The following is a 13,472-nucleotide window of genomic DNA, read 5'->3' as shown; positions in this document are numbered from 1 at the left end:
TCCTGGAACGAAGTTACAAATTTTTGGGGGTAAGGGTAAAAATACAATGTATGAGACGACAATTACCGATCCTAAAATCCATTTAATGTGGTTTAACAGGCGTCAATTACAATGAAGGATTGAGTCAGTCTGCTAAATGTAAAGATCGTAACAAAAACGGAACAGAATTTATGCACTCAAAAAGCATTTATTGATATAAAAAAACCGGACAAGATAATTGACGCGAACCGGACAAAGTAATTGACATTTGATACGTACTTCCGTCTACTGAAGCCGGTGTGCTCTCCTTTACACCTAACGGAACACTCACATTATATGCAGATCTTGATGGTTCGGTTGAACATGTCGCAACACTTAATCTGCTTAGCGGAGATGGCTTAATTTTAAACAATAACGGTTTGATCACTTTGGAGTATGAATTTACTGATCTCGAAGAAGGTTATTTTTTCTGGGCAGACGATACAGATATGGCAATTAACACCAATCAAGTATTGTGCCTTACAACAACAAACGCTATAAAAACTGATTATATGGATCCAGAACTCCAAGCATATTTAACTGATAGCGGGGCAACATATAATGATGCGGATGACAGTCTTGATGAGCTTTTGCTTTCAGCTGGTCAGATCCAGTTAACACGTGCCGTTCCAGTACCGTCAGCACTCCTTCTGCTGGGCTCCGGTCTCATTGGGCTTGTCGGATTTAGAAGGAAAAACAATTAAGACCATTGTATATTTAACTTAAGCAGCACTCTGATTTTCAAAGTGCTGCTTTTTAAATGATTATAACTCTTTTAATTTTTTGGCAGGAGATCCTGCCCATAATTCATTTTCACCTATTTTAGTCCCTTTAATAACAACAGAATTAGCGGCAATTATGCTACCATCCCCTATAGCAACATCAGGCATAATCACCGACTTCACTCCAATAGTAACATTGTTACCTATAATAACTTCTCCAAGAACAACATATCCCCCTTCTACCGAATGTCCAATTATTAGCGTATCTTCTCCAAGAATACTATTTGCGCCAATAGTAACCATAGGAGGCTCTAATATTTTTCCGCCAATCATTGAAGAAAATGAAATCTTGGCTCCAAGCATCGTATAAAACAGTGACCTTAGATTTATAGGTACCAAATAGGTATTAAGCAAAGGCCCAAGATTAAAAATATATAAAAAACCTTGTAGTTTCCAAGAAATACCATCAATCCCATGTTGTAAACTATATTTGCCGGATTTAAGGGGGACCAAAATACGAATAATTTTTAAACAAATACATGACATAATGAAAATTATAATTAAAAAAATAAGAATTAGTATTATCCCCTCAAATCGATCAGGGAAATTGATGTGAATATCAACATTGTAACTGATATAGGACGAAGAACAAATAATTATTAGAGAAACTAATATTGCTAATATAATATCTAAAATAAAAAATTTCATTATTTCTCCTGCACTATTATTTTCAGCTGTTTTCTAAAATTATTCAACGTATTCTTTAATGCAATTCTTTTTGCTACATCTTGGAAAAATTGATTTTTAGAAACTTTTAACCATTTATCAATTTTTTCTTTTAATATTTGGCCCGATATAGACCCTAAAAAATAGTCTCCTAATTTTAATTCTTTAATTCGGCATGAGTTCCATTCTTGTTCAAAAAAAGTGGGAAAACAAAGAACAGGAACCGCATGTGAAAGCGCTTGATATATATTACCAGTACCAGCTTGGGTTAATGCTATATCAATATGATCGTACACTGATTCTAATTCTATAAATTCTTTACAGATCACATGACTTCCACTAATGCCAAAAATATTCTTCCCTGCAATAATAATATTATAGGTTGAAAAAATATTATCATTTAGACAATCTAATCGCGAAATATCTCCTGTACTACCCAAACTCACTAAAATCGTTTTTTTGTTTTTATCAAGTTTTTTGATAATATTGCTTTCTTGAACTGTGGAAATATGATAAAGGGGGCCTAAGTGCATTATATTATGAGGTAATTTTTTTTGAGGCGCAAAATCCTTATCATCACAAATCAATGTATAATCACCATTAAATTCATCATAGTAACTTTTGCGTTGAGGAAGTTTAAAATGTTTTCTAAGATCACAAAACACTTTATGTAAAGAGCCTAAATAAAATTTTTCAGGTATTGGGAGTAATTTTTTTTTTATTAACTGCGGCGTTCTGATTAAAATAGAAAAAAAAGGATGAGATGAAGGAGGGTTTCTTTGCCAGTTTAAATGATCCGTAAACATCCCATTATGAATTGCAATTGTGGGGATATTACAACATTCGGCAGCAATAATTCCTGTAAAACTCATATCGGTAACGATATAATCCGGTTCAACTTTTTGAATCAGGACGATCTGTTCTTCTATAACAGGTAACATTCTTTCATAAGAAATCCAATTATGCTTTTCTGTTTTATCACTAAGAATAATTTTTTCATAATTAAGACTATTATATGGATGACATTTATATTTATTTTTCTCTATAATAGAAAGATTCGCCTTACTTAAGAACTCGACGGTAGCGCCTAATTCACTCTCTATCACCTTTGCAAGTTGTATACATCTTAAAGCATGTGATTTCATATCAAGAATAATAAAAAGAAATTTCATCTCAGACCTCCTTACAGGTAAAATGGACAACTCTTCAATGATGTCCGGTTAGCGTTATAGAAATTATCCTGTCCGGTAAAAAGTTTATTCAAAATTTTGATCAAGCCGTAATTGTCGAATTCTTTTGATTGATACGTTTTTATTGTATTTTATCCAGATAATAATCGCCATTAGCAAGTAGATGATGAGCCCAAGGCTATGAACCATTAGGCAGTATTCAGTTTCAGATCAATCAAGTGATAAGGTTACAGCCAATGAAGTCAGATCACCTCCACTTTTTGTAGTCTTTCGAAAGCGATTTTAATGCTTGTTAGTAAAGATGTTAGAAGATATATTGCAATTATTCAAGAGCATAGTGATTAATCTGAGAATCTCATTGACTAATTTTGTATGTTCGTTTAGACTTTTAGAATCTTTTTTGTCGAAATCTTAAATGTCTTCAAAATGTTTCTCATACATACGGAATATACGCTATCATGATTCCCATACAAAAATTTAAAGATATTGTTGGCGATGAATTTGTTTTTGACGATGATTCGACGATTCAGCGGTATGCCCGGGCTACACTACCCAAGGGTACAATGCCTGCGGCTGTTTTAAAACCTATAAACAGGCGTGAAATAACGGATATTATAAAAACGGCGAAAGAATATCATGTCGCCGTTTATCCGGTGAGTCGGGGATGTAACTGGGGCTACGGCTCAGCCTGTGCTGTTGGCGATGGGCAGGTGATCCTGGATTTGTCCCGGATGAACAGGATTATCCATGTGGATGAGACCCTTGCATATGCCGTGATCGAACCTGGAGTGACCCAGATTCAGCTCGTCTCCTATTTAAAAGAAAATAATATTCCCCTGTGGCTGGACTGCAGCGGCTCGGGACCCGAAGCCAGTATTCTGGGTAACACGCTGGAGCGGGGATTCGGGCATACGCCTTACGGCGATCATTTTCTGCACTCCTGTGGCATGGAGGTGGTTCTGGGGGACGGGCGGACGCTTAAAACGGGGTATGGGCATTATGATAATGCCCAGGCCACTTATGTATTTAAATATGGTATCGGTCCTTATATGGATGGGTTGTTTACCCAGTCCAATTTTGGTGTCGTAACCCGTGTGGGGATCTGGCTGATGCCTGCGCCGGAATGCCTGAATATGTTTTACTGCTGTGTGCCCCGGGATGGGGATTTGGCTGCAGTGGTGGATGCATTGCGTCCTTTGAAACTGAGTGGCCAGGTCAGAAGCCTGATTCATATCGGGAATGATCTGAGGGTATTTTCCTCCTTCAATCAATATCCTTGGGCAAAGGCAGGGAATAAGACGCCGTTGAGCGATGATCTGCGGAATCAGTTCTGCAAAAAAGGCGGATTCGGAGCCTGGAATGTCAGTGGCGCCATATATGGGAGTCGGGTGCAGGTGCGGATGACGCGGAAAGAGTTGAAAAAGGTGCTAAAACCGTTGGGGCAGACCAGGTTTATCGGAGACCGGACCCTGGGGGTAGTAAACCGCCTTTCGGCGCTTTTTGATCGGTTTTCTCTGTTTCCGGACCTCAAAACTAAATTTAAATCTCTGGAGAAGGTGTACGGACTACTCAAAGGAGAGCCCACGGATGCATTTTTATTTGGTACGCTGTGGCGGGTCAAAACAGCAGTTAACCCCAAAACCATAGCCGATCCCCTTGATTTTAATGCCGGTATGATGTGGATCGCCCCGATCATGCCTATGACCGGGGAGACGGCAGAACGTTTGATTCAATTGGTGAATCCGGTGTTTGCAAAATATGGTTTTGAGCCCTTGATTACTGTGTCACTGATCACGGAGCGGGCCATGGTCAGCGTCATTACAATTGCCTATGATAAAGATAATCCAGGGGAATGCAAAAGGGCTCAGGAATGTTATGATGCTTTTTTTAGCCTGATCATGTCTCAGGGGTATGTGCCGTACCGAACCAATATTCATACCATGAAAAAATTGGCAGGCCGATCCCAGACCTTTTGGGAAATAACAAAAGAGATCAAATCGGTATTGGATCCTGAGGGAATCATCGCTCCTGGACGATATCAGCCGTTTGACAAGGTGTAAATGCCCAGCTTTTACTGCAGTTCGAACAGACGCTGTTCAGCCTTGTGGTAAAGATTTGAATGTTCAGGAGCCAACTGCTTGGTCACCTGCCAGGCTTTGATGGCCTGTCGCGTACGGTCGCCGGCTTCATACGCCTGGGCAATGTCCGCATGGAATATGGCAATGCCCGGATATTTTTTTATATTTTTAGTCAGATATTCCATGGCCCTGTCTGTCTGGCCGCTTCGGATGTATAACTGGGCAAGGCCATGGATGGCCTGAATAAATCCGGGCACTTCCCTTAATGCTTTAAAAAAATATTTCTGTGCCGCAGGGTAGTTGTTCTGTGCCAGATATGCCCAACCGATATTGGCTAAAGGGTAATGGGGAGTGGGGTAGGTGATATCTTCAAGAACCTTGTTGAATGTCTTTATGGCAATATCCGGTTTATTATCCCGAAGGTAGGCTGCACCAAGATTATTCAGGGCTTCGGTGTAATCGGGCTTGAGTGACAGGGCTTTGTGAAAGGCCTTTATGGCCATATCATCCCTTTCTTTCCCCATGTAGGCCAGTCCCAGACTGTGTTGAATATATGGGTCATCCGGCTCCATTTTTTCTGCTTCAAGCAGTTTGTTCAATGCCGCCGTGTAGTTTCCCTGGACCTGGAATACATCTCCCTCCTTTTTAATGGCCTGGGCAATTTTGTTTTGTTTTTGGGTTTGTACCGTTGAGGTGCAGGATGCCAGGACGGTACTGATGCAAACACAAATATAAATCAGGATCAACAGTTTTGTTTTCATTGGGCCGGCTCCTTATCTAAGCATAATTACATCAATTTTTTCATTTTCCAGAAAGGTTGTTGCACTTTTGAAAAGAGGCGTCCTGGTCAAAAAAAGTTTTTCTATTCCTTTTTCAGCGTAAACCCCTGGGATATTTTTCACTTTACGGGCTACATTGAATGATGGGTCTTTCCATACCTGATATCCAAGCCGGGTAAAAAGGCGGATACAGATATCTTCAAAGTTGAGATCGGTCGGCAGATCCAGTATCCGGTATCCCTGATTTTTTAATGCGTCAAGGGCGCTGCCGTAAACGCTTCCGGAATTAATTAGAATATCCGGTGTGTGCTCATGGGTGATTCTGCCTAAAGAAACTGTTATCTGTACATTGTTTAAAGATACGGGTAAATAGACTTGGGGGTCATAGGCGTAGGGTGTGCCGGTCAGAAGGATACTGATCAACGACTCCTGGGATTTGGGAACATCTTTCATGGTCTGTGTGTTGGACAGTATATCTGCATTGAGGACTTCATTGATTTTTTTAAATTTCAGATCCTGCCAATAGGCTTTCATGGCAGCAACGAGATTTGGATCCATGGACGCTTCAGTGGCATCGGGTCCAAGCAGCACGGTTTTTTTCCCGGTATCGTCACTGATAACAGGTGTTTGTGACAAGTCTATGAATTTAGGCTGATTCTCATGATTTTCGGGAGGGAAAAACAATTTGCCCTGGTGCATGAGGTGACCCTGGATAAGCTGGGTGTAGCGTTTTAAGTGTGCCAACTCCGCCCTGGAAATAGGTTCTGGATTAGGGGGGGCTGTCAGTTCTTTTGCAGGAAGTGCTTCTTCTTCTCCCATGGCAATGAATTTGTTAAACCATGGCTGGGAAAGAATTGAAGGTTCTGGGATTACGATGCTTGCCCCCTGATAGATATAGTTGATGTCCTTAATGTCCGGATTCAGATGAAGCACGGCTTGCTCACCTGTCTTGGATACATTTCCTTTGGATGTTAAAAATTCTTTGGAAAGCAGTTCTGATACGGTGTCCCCGGCTTTGACCTCGTGTTTGTAAGTGTGCCGGGATACTGTGTCGGGTGAAATTTGTGTGGAGAACGCCAGCATCGGTACCTCCACAGTGCCGTTGCCGACCTGTTCGTAAGCGTTTTTATCCACTGGTTTAAGGGGGATCATGATCCGGCTACCGGGAGAAATGGCGTCAATATTGCCGATTCTGGGATTGATGGTTTTAAATATTTTTAAAAATAGCGGGAAATCCGACGCAGATATTTCTCCTTTCTGACGAAAAATTTTATATAACCATTCATTTTTTTGAACCAGGTAAGGTTCGCACAGGTAAGTCTGACCATCGTAGGTGAAAAGGGAGTATTTCTTAAAGCTGGTCTTCACCCCTGTTGCTGAAAAAGGAGCGTAAGGGGTGAAGAAAACCAGTACTACCGGGATAACAAAACATCTTATTATGATGGCCCGGAAAAAAAACATGAATTAAAGACCTAAACGGGTGGCGATTTTTTTTGAAACATCCTTTACGAATTCTTGGAATTGGGACGGCCCAAGGGGCTTTTCCTGGGACGGAACCAAATCCGGGTCGTCGGGTGAAACAAAATCCGGTAAATTAATGAACCGGCTGTCAGAGGAAATACCATAAGCGTCAGCCAGTTCGCCCTTAAAATACAGGTCCTGGAAGCCTGAAAATTTAATGGCATGTGCCGTGGCATCCAGAATTACGGTTTCCCTGTCATCCACAAGATTTAATGCCTTTGCCTGGACCATTCCTGCAAGGCACTCGCCACCCTGGGTGCAGGTGATATGCCCGTTCTGGTTGGCCGTAAGCTGCCAGTCCATGATCTGTTGTTCTTTTACCTGGACCACAAAAACATTTCTGCGGCCGCTGGCCGCATCATATTCCCGGGCAATCTGAATCACCCGCGGCATGGATACGGGATTTCCGATCATGGCTGCCTGGGCAACACTTGGCTGGGTCCGGACCGGTATAAATTCACGTTTGCTCTCATCGGGTTCAAGATAGTATTTGTATACCGGATCTGCATGTTCGGACTGAACTCCGATGATCTTTGGCAGTTTATTAATGATACCGATGTGGTAAAATTTTAGGAAGCCGTTCATGACCGCCGAAATATTTCCGGCATTGCCAATGGGCACCATGACCACTTTTTTATCCATATCCCAGTCAAAATCCTGGGCAATTTCATAGGAGTAGGATTCCTGGCCGAGTATCCGCCAGGCGTTTTTGGAGTTGAGCAATGCCACAGGGTAGCTTGAGGACAGGTGCTCTACTACTTTCATGCAGTCGTCAAAAACCCCTGGGATTTCAAACACCCTGGCACCGCTTCCCAGGGGCTGGGCCAGCTGGGCGGATGTGACTTTTTTATGGGGCAAAAGTACGGCAGATTTTACTTGAGATCCCAGATAAGAGGCATAAAGGGCTGCCGATGCCGAGGTGTCACCGGTGGAGGCGCATATCGAGATCACCTTGGATACCAACCCCTGGTCAATCAGATATTTTATGCTGGACAGGGCCGAGGCCATGCCCCTGTCTTTAAACGAGGCTGAAGGATTCTGACCGTCGTTTTTGTAATAGAACTTTAACCCGGTTTTTTTCTGGAGTCTGGTATTGGCCTCCACCATCGGTGTGTGCCCTTCACCCAGATAGATGATGGACTCAAGGGGGATGCTGGGGCCGATGAATTCGTGGTACCGGTAAATCCCTTTAAGGGCTGGGACCTTGAGCATTTTGCGGTAATCAAAAATTTTTTGCCAGGTTTCGCCTGAAATGGCCTTGAGCCGGTCTTTATTCCGGTCATGGATCAGCAATACCTGGTTACACGCAGGGCATACGTATAAAAGTTCTTCAATGCCGTATTCGGCACCGCAGCCAAGGCATTTATAGTACATCTCCCCCTTGGGCGAGGGGATGATATGGGGTCTGATATCTTCTGGAAACAGATCAAGATTCGTGTTCAATTACTTCTAAGCCTCCCATGTACGGTACCAGTGCCTTGGGCACTTTGACGGTTCCGTCTTCCATTTGATAGTTTTCAAGAATTGCTGCAAAGGTCCTGCCCACGGCCAGTCCGGACCCGTTCAGGGTGTGGCAGAACTCAGGTTTTTTGACATTTTCCCGTCTGAACCGGATATTTGCGCGTCTGGCCTGGAAATCAAGGCAGTTTGAGCATGAGGAAATCTCTCGGTATTTATCCTGGCCGGGCATCCACACTTCAATGTCATAGGTTTTGGTGGCGGAAAATCCCAAATCCCCGGTACACAGGGTCACCACCTGGTAGGGCAGTTCCAGGCGCTGGAGAATATCTTCCGCATTGGCCAGTAATGATTCAAGCTCATCGAATGAGGTTTCAGGAGAAGTGATTTTCACCATTTCCACTTTATTAAATTGGTGTTGGCGGATCAGTCCTTTGGTGTCTTTGCCGTAGGAGCCTGCTTCGGACCTGAAACAGGGGGTAAATGCCGTGAATTTCATGGGCAGCTTGGATTCATCCAGGATTTCTCCGGCCGGGATATTGGTCATGGGCACTTCTGATGTGGGAATCAGGTAGTAATCCCACCCCTCAAGCTTAAAGAGGTCTTCTTCGAATTTAGGTAACTGGCCTGTGCCGGTCATGGTTTCCCTGTTTACGATAAACGGCGGTAAAACTTCCTTATACCCATGCTCCGTGATGTGAATATCCAGCATGAAGTTAATTAAAGCCCGTTCCAGGCGTGCACCTGCACCCATGTACAAAGGAAATCTGGAACCGGCAAGTTTTGCTGCACACTTAAGATCGAGAATACCTAAGCCTTCGGCGATGTCAGCGTGATCCTTGATTTGGAAATCAAAGGACCGGGGAGAACCCCATGTTTTTTCAAGCCGGTTTTCAGTGTCATCTTTTCCCATGGGGACATCTTCATGGGGCAGATTGGGAATATTAATAAGAAACGCTTTAATCCAGGCCTCCAGTTCATTGAGCGTTTTGTCCATTTCCTTGATTTGTTCGGAAACGCCTTTCATTTTATCTATGCTTGGCTGGGCGTCCTGGCCGGATTTCTTCATTTTGGCTATTTCATCGGAAACAGTATTTCTTAGATGGCGTAACTCTTCAATATCAACTAAAAGGGCTTTTCTTTTTTCCTCATTTTCGAGAAATGGGGAAAAATCAATGTTTGCCCGACGTTTTTTCATGCCCTGGACAACAGTATCCAGGTCGTTTTTAATCAATTTTAGATCAAGCATTTTTGATTTTTGTCCTGCATGATTATAGGGTTGAAGGGTGGCTGGTTATAATATCTTCACAATTATATTCAGATAACACGGGCCATGTAAACAGTCAATGATTATTGCCGGTTGACAATTGTCTGACAGTGTATAATATTTCTCAAAAATTTATTGTGCAATAATCTAAGGAAACGGTTATGGACGAAGCTAAAATGGGTAAAAACAGTGTGTTAAGCCAGGTGGCTGAGCGTATGAACGCCCTGTCCCCAGAACAGATTGAAGAAAAATACAATATTATTGAGAATAAATTGTTTGAATTTGCAAACTTTTTAGAATCCCATCAGGTGTTTTTGTACCCGCCCGGCAGTAAGGAAATTCCTACTGAAAAAATTATACGAAAAGCCATGGAGATTGAGAAAAGTATTATTCTACCGGTATTTACGGATGTTAAGAATACTTTCCTTTTGTATAAAATCAGTCATTTTGATAAGGATCTGGTGCCCAATGCCCATGACATGCTTGAGCCCAATCCGGAACGGTGCAAGAAAATAGCCCTGGATGATGTGGATATTGCCATTATCCCGGGTCTGGCTTTTGATGACAAGGGCGGGCGCATGGGGTTTGGGAACAATTACTATTCAAAGCTGATTACAAAATTGCCTGAAACCTGCCGTAAGGTCGCCTTGGCTTATGAAGAGCAGATTGTTGACCAGATTCAGATGGAATCAAGAAAATATACCGTGGATATCATTATTACCGATACCCGGGTAATTTATAAAATTTAAATATTACCAAGCGCAAGCCTGAATGCCTTCAGGTCTTCGGTTTTTCCCATGACAATCAGTGTGTCCCGGGGATGAATGATGGTTTCAAAATGGGGGGCAAACTCCATGTGGCCTGATTTTTCTTTGATTGCGATGATGATCAGGTTGAAATTTTGCCGAATACCGGAATCTTTAAGAGGTTTTCCTGCATAATCCGATGTCTCCGGTACAAACGCCTCTTCAATCTGGATGGCGTCGCTTTCCCGGGACAGTGCTGTGTTTAAAAAACTGGAAACCGTAGGACGCAACAGTTTCAACCCCATGGAAACCCCGCCGGTATCATAGGGAGATTCCACTTGGTTGGCACCGGCCACATAGAGTTTTTTTCTCACCTTGGGGTCTACTGCACGGGCCATAATATAGATGTCCGGATTGAGTTGTCTGGCTGTGAGTACCAGGAATACATTTGCCGCATCCGTTGCAAGGGCCGCCACCAGCGCCCTTGCCCGTTTAATTCCGGCTTTTTCCAGAACTTCCTCATCCCCGGCATCTCCGATGATATAGTGAATTTTATCTTTTTCCAGGATATCTTTGAGTCCTTCACTTTGTTCCACCACAACGATGTCCTGGGTATCTTCGCGAACGAACTTGCACAGAACTCTGCCGATGCGGCCGTACCCGCAGACAATGAAATGATCGTCCATTTTTTTTATTTTGCTGTTCAAACGTTGCCTCCCCAGCATGCTTTTAATTTCACCGTCCACTACCGAGCTGATGAAAACGCCACCCAGATAAAGAAAGTAGCCTACGCCTGTAAATATCAGAAAAATGGTGAACAACCGTCCACCGTCTGACAGATCGTGGACTTCAAGAAAGCCCACCGTGCTCAGGGTAATGGCCGTCATATAGGCGGCATCTAAAAGCCCCCAGCCTTCAATGGCCATGTAACCGGTCGTACCGAGTATAAAAAACAGAACCGCGATAAATACGGTCATCTTCATTTTTGACGTTTTATCCATGGCATTTTATTTACTTTTACTTACGTCCAAATGCAAGGGAAAGAATAAAAGACGGCTAATTACCATAACGGCTCTGATTACGGGCTTTAAACCCATTTTCTAATGCTTGACGGCCCCGGCGGTTGCTGATATTAAGAGGCCATGACCGACGAACCCACAAAATTTTCGCGCTGGCGTAGGGATATGGTGGAAAAACAGATCATTGGCAGGGGGATAAGCGATCCTCTGGTCATCCGGGCCATGATCGAGGTGCCCCGCCATCTTTTTGTCAGTGAAGCCCTGGTCGACAGCGCCTATGGGGATTTTCCACTTCCCATCGGTGAGGGCCAGACCATTTCCCAGCCTTTTATCATCGCCGAAATGACCCAGGGCCTGGCCCTGACAGGCCAGGAACGTGTTCTTGAGATCGGCACGGGTTCCGGTTACCAGGCTGCTGTGCTGTCCTGTATTGCTTACAGGGTGTATACCATTGAACGGAATAATACCCTATATCTGCAGACCCGGAAACTGTTTGACCGCCTCAAATATCATAATATCGTCACTCGCTATTCGGACGGCACCCAGGGCTGGAAAGCCGAAAGTCCCTTTGACGCCATCATTGTTACGGCCGGGGGGAATCGGGTGCCTGAACCTTTAGTGAACCAGCTTATCGAAGGCGGGCGACTGATTATGCCTGTGGGGGGGCTGCATTCCCAGGAGCTTTTACGCATTGAAAAAACAAGTACCGGCATCAGGACGGTTAATCTGGGCGGATGCCGGTTTGTCAAGCTTATCGGCGAACACGGGTGGCCCTCGTAATAAATTCTGAATTGAGGTAACTTTCCATGTCCTTATCTTATTCTGCTTCTTCGGCGACCATAAAAGAGTTGCTCATGGGGTTTTGTTTAGGGGTTGCCAATATCATCCCGGGGGTTTCCGGTGGGACCTTTCTACTGGTTTTCGGGATATATGAACGGGTATTCTCAATTTTAAACCAGATCAGTAAATCCTTTGTCCTAAAATGCCTTGACCTTGTTGTTTCCTGTTTCAGACACCCGATCCCGGGGATTAAAAATATTTATGCATTTTTCAGGGAAACAGGTTTCATTTTCCTGTTTAAACTTGCCGCAGGGACCGTTGTGGCCATTCTTGCTTTGTCCAGTCTGATGAAATATCTTTTACTTCATCATTTCAGTGTAACTTATTCTCTTTTTTTCGGATTGATTTTGGTTTCAATCATTATACCGATAAAGATGCTCAAACGTTTTGATGCCTGGGCCGTGCTTTGTCTTCTGGCCGGTATCGGTCTTACCGTGTGGGTATCAGCCATGGTCAATCCCTATGATAAGATCAAAATAAAGTCTGATCATCTTGCCCGGGCCTATCAGACCCAGGAGGCTTCCACTGCAGGTCCGGATACTGTGGTTGAATCGGGAAACCCTGTTTCACCGGTCCAAGGGTATTCTTCCGGGTACTATCTGTATATTGCACTTTGCGGTGCCCTTGCCATTTCCGCAACCGTGTTGCCGGGGGTCAGCGGTTCCCTGGTACTGATTTTAATGGGAAGTTATTTTGATGTTATTTCAGCCATTTCCGAATTAAAGTCTTTTCATTTGGAGACATTCGTCTTTCTGGGAATATTCGGTTTAGGAGTCGTTTTCGGCGGTCTTTTGTTTGCCCGGCTGGTCAGTTTTGTCCTTTCCCGGTTTTATAATGCCACTATGGGTTTTTTAGGCGGCCTGATGGCAGGCTCGCTTTATGCGTTGTGGCCCTTTAAAAAGACCGTGATCATGGCCCAGCAATATGTGAAACAGGCCGGGGAAGTCATCTGTCTTGAGAATGTGGCGGTTCAGACCAATATCAATGTTCTCCCAACCAGTCATGATCCGGTGATTGCCGCCTTTGTTTTTTTTGTACTTGGGGGTATTATCATGATGCTTTTTGTCAGAAATGAGGTTGCCGCTTCGACTGCAGACCGGTAACCGGG

The 13,472-nt window shown here is 43.6% G+C and carries 12 protein-coding genes; 5 read left to right on the top strand and 7 right to left on the bottom strand.

The genetic code is table 11. The features are described from left to right. Positions 1-278 precede the first annotated feature (278 nt). On the top strand, positions 279-722 hold the full coding sequence (locus B147_RS32470; RefSeq protein WP_020588078.1) for a PEP-CTERM sorting domain-containing protein: 444 nt from the start codon (positions 279-281) through the stop codon (positions 720-722). A gap of 60 nt (positions 723-782) precedes the next feature. Here B147_RS32470 and B147_RS30420 read toward each other — a convergent pair whose 3' ends face one another. Together B147_RS30420 and B147_RS0115300 are read right to left on the bottom strand one after the other, a co-directional pair. Further along, positions 783-1,448: a hypothetical protein gene (locus B147_RS30420; RefSeq protein ID WP_020588077.1), complete on the bottom strand. Its 666-nt coding sequence runs from the start codon at positions 1,446-1,448 to the stop codon at positions 783-785. Further along, positions 1,448-2,638, bottom strand: coding sequence for a glycosyltransferase family protein (locus B147_RS0115300; protein WP_020588076.1), 1,191 nt, complete (start codon positions 2,636-2,638; stop codon positions 1,448-1,450). The genes B147_RS30420 and B147_RS0115300 overlap by 1 nt, the downstream gene beginning before the upstream one ends. Before the next feature lie 476 nt (positions 2,639-3,114). Here B147_RS0115300 and B147_RS28585 point away from each other — a divergent pair, with 476 nt between their 5' ends. Further along, complete coding sequence (locus B147_RS28585) at positions 3,115-4,716, top strand: FAD-binding oxidoreductase (RefSeq protein WP_020588075.1); 1,602 nt, start codon at positions 3,115-3,117, stop codon at positions 4,714-4,716. An 11-nt stretch (positions 4,717-4,727) separates the two neighbouring features. On the opposite strand, the gene B147_RS0115290 is transcribed toward B147_RS28585, so the two are convergent. From B147_RS0115290 to serS, 4 genes are all read right to left on the bottom strand, one after another. Continuing rightward, positions 4,728-5,495: a tetratricopeptide repeat protein gene (locus B147_RS0115290; protein ID WP_020588074.1), complete on the bottom strand. Its 768-nt coding sequence runs from the start codon at positions 5,493-5,495 to the stop codon at positions 4,728-4,730. A gap of 12 nt (positions 5,496-5,507) precedes the next feature. Beyond that, a complete protein-coding gene (locus tag B147_RS0115285; protein WP_245569027.1) occupies positions 5,508-6,881 on the bottom strand; it encodes a hypothetical protein in 1,374 nt (457 codons plus the stop codon). 96 nt (positions 6,882-6,977) lie between these two features. Continuing rightward, entirely contained in the window at positions 6,978-8,477 is a 1,500-nt protein-coding gene (gene thrC, locus B147_RS0115280) for a threonine synthase (protein WP_020588072.1), read from the bottom strand. Further along, positions 8,461-9,741, bottom strand: coding sequence for a serine--tRNA ligase (gene serS, locus B147_RS0115275; RefSeq protein ID WP_020588071.1), 1,281 nt, complete (start codon positions 9,739-9,741; stop codon positions 8,461-8,463). The genes thrC and serS overlap by 17 nt, the downstream gene beginning before the upstream one ends. Before the next feature lie 179 nt (positions 9,742-9,920). On the opposite strand from serS, the gene B147_RS0115270 reads away from it, so the two are divergent. After that, positions 9,921-10,508 carry a 5-formyltetrahydrofolate cyclo-ligase gene (locus tag B147_RS0115270; RefSeq protein ID WP_020588070.1) on the top strand — a complete coding sequence of 196 codons (588 nt, stop codon included), beginning with the start codon at positions 9,921-9,923 and terminating at the stop codon, positions 10,506-10,508. Here the strand turns inward: B147_RS0115270 and B147_RS0115265 are convergent. Beyond that, complete coding sequence (locus B147_RS0115265) at positions 10,505-11,506, bottom strand: potassium channel family protein (RefSeq protein ID WP_026259682.1); 1,002 nt, start codon at positions 11,504-11,506, stop codon at positions 10,505-10,507. The genes B147_RS0115270 and B147_RS0115265 overlap by 4 nt on opposite strands. A gap of 141 nt (positions 11,507-11,647) precedes the next feature. Here B147_RS0115265 and B147_RS0115260 point away from each other — a divergent pair, with 141 nt between their 5' ends. After that, positions 11,648-12,304: a protein-L-isoaspartate(D-aspartate) O-methyltransferase gene (locus B147_RS0115260; RefSeq protein WP_026259681.1), complete on the top strand. Its 657-nt coding sequence runs from the start codon at positions 11,648-11,650 to the stop codon at positions 12,302-12,304. A gap of 26 nt (positions 12,305-12,330) precedes the next feature. Beyond that, the gene (locus B147_RS0115255) at positions 12,331-13,467 is read left to right on the top strand and encodes a DUF368 domain-containing protein (protein ID WP_033397492.1); all 1,137 of its coding nucleotides are present in this window, start codon (positions 12,331-12,333) and stop codon (positions 13,465-13,467) included. Positions 13,468-13,472: the final 5 nt, after the last annotated feature.

The sequence above is a fragment of the Desulfobacter curvatus DSM 3379 genome (genome assembly GCF_000373985.1).
Classification (GTDB): Bacteria; Desulfobacterota; Desulfobacteria; order Desulfobacterales; family Desulfobacteraceae; genus Desulfobacter; species Desulfobacter curvatus.
This window is presented reverse-complemented; position numbering and strand designations above follow the sequence as displayed.

Coding starts and splice junctions, on each gene's coding strand:
- B147_RS30420 (WP_020588077.1), bottom strand. CDS start 1,448: ATGAAATTTTTTATTTTAGATATTATATTAGCAATATTAGTTTCTCTA.
- B147_RS0115300 (WP_020588076.1), bottom strand. CDS start 2,638: ATGAAATTTCTTTTTATTATTCTTGATATGAAATCACATGCTTTAAGA.
- B147_RS28585 (WP_020588075.1), top strand. CDS start 3,115: ATGATTCCCATACAAAAATTTAAAGATATTGTTGGCGATGAATTTGTT.
- B147_RS0115290 (WP_020588074.1), bottom strand. CDS start 5,495: ATGAAAACAAAACTGTTGATCCTGATTTATATTTGTGTTTGCATCAGT.
- serS (WP_020588071.1), bottom strand. CDS start 9,741: ATGCTTGATCTAAAATTGATTAAAAACGACCTGGATACTGTTGTCCAG.
- B147_RS0115270 (WP_020588070.1), top strand. CDS start 9,921: ATGGACGAAGCTAAAATGGGTAAAAACAGTGTGTTAAGCCAGGTGGCT.
- B147_RS0115265 (WP_026259682.1), bottom strand. CDS start 11,506: ATGGATAAAACGTCAAAAATGAAGATGACCGTATTTATCGCGGTTCTG.
- B147_RS0115260 (WP_026259681.1), top strand. CDS start 11,648: ATGACCGACGAACCCACAAAATTTTCGCGCTGGCGTAGGGATATGGTG.
- B147_RS0115255 (WP_033397492.1), top strand. CDS start 12,331: ATGTCCTTATCTTATTCTGCTTCTTCGGCGACCATAAAAGAGTTGCTC.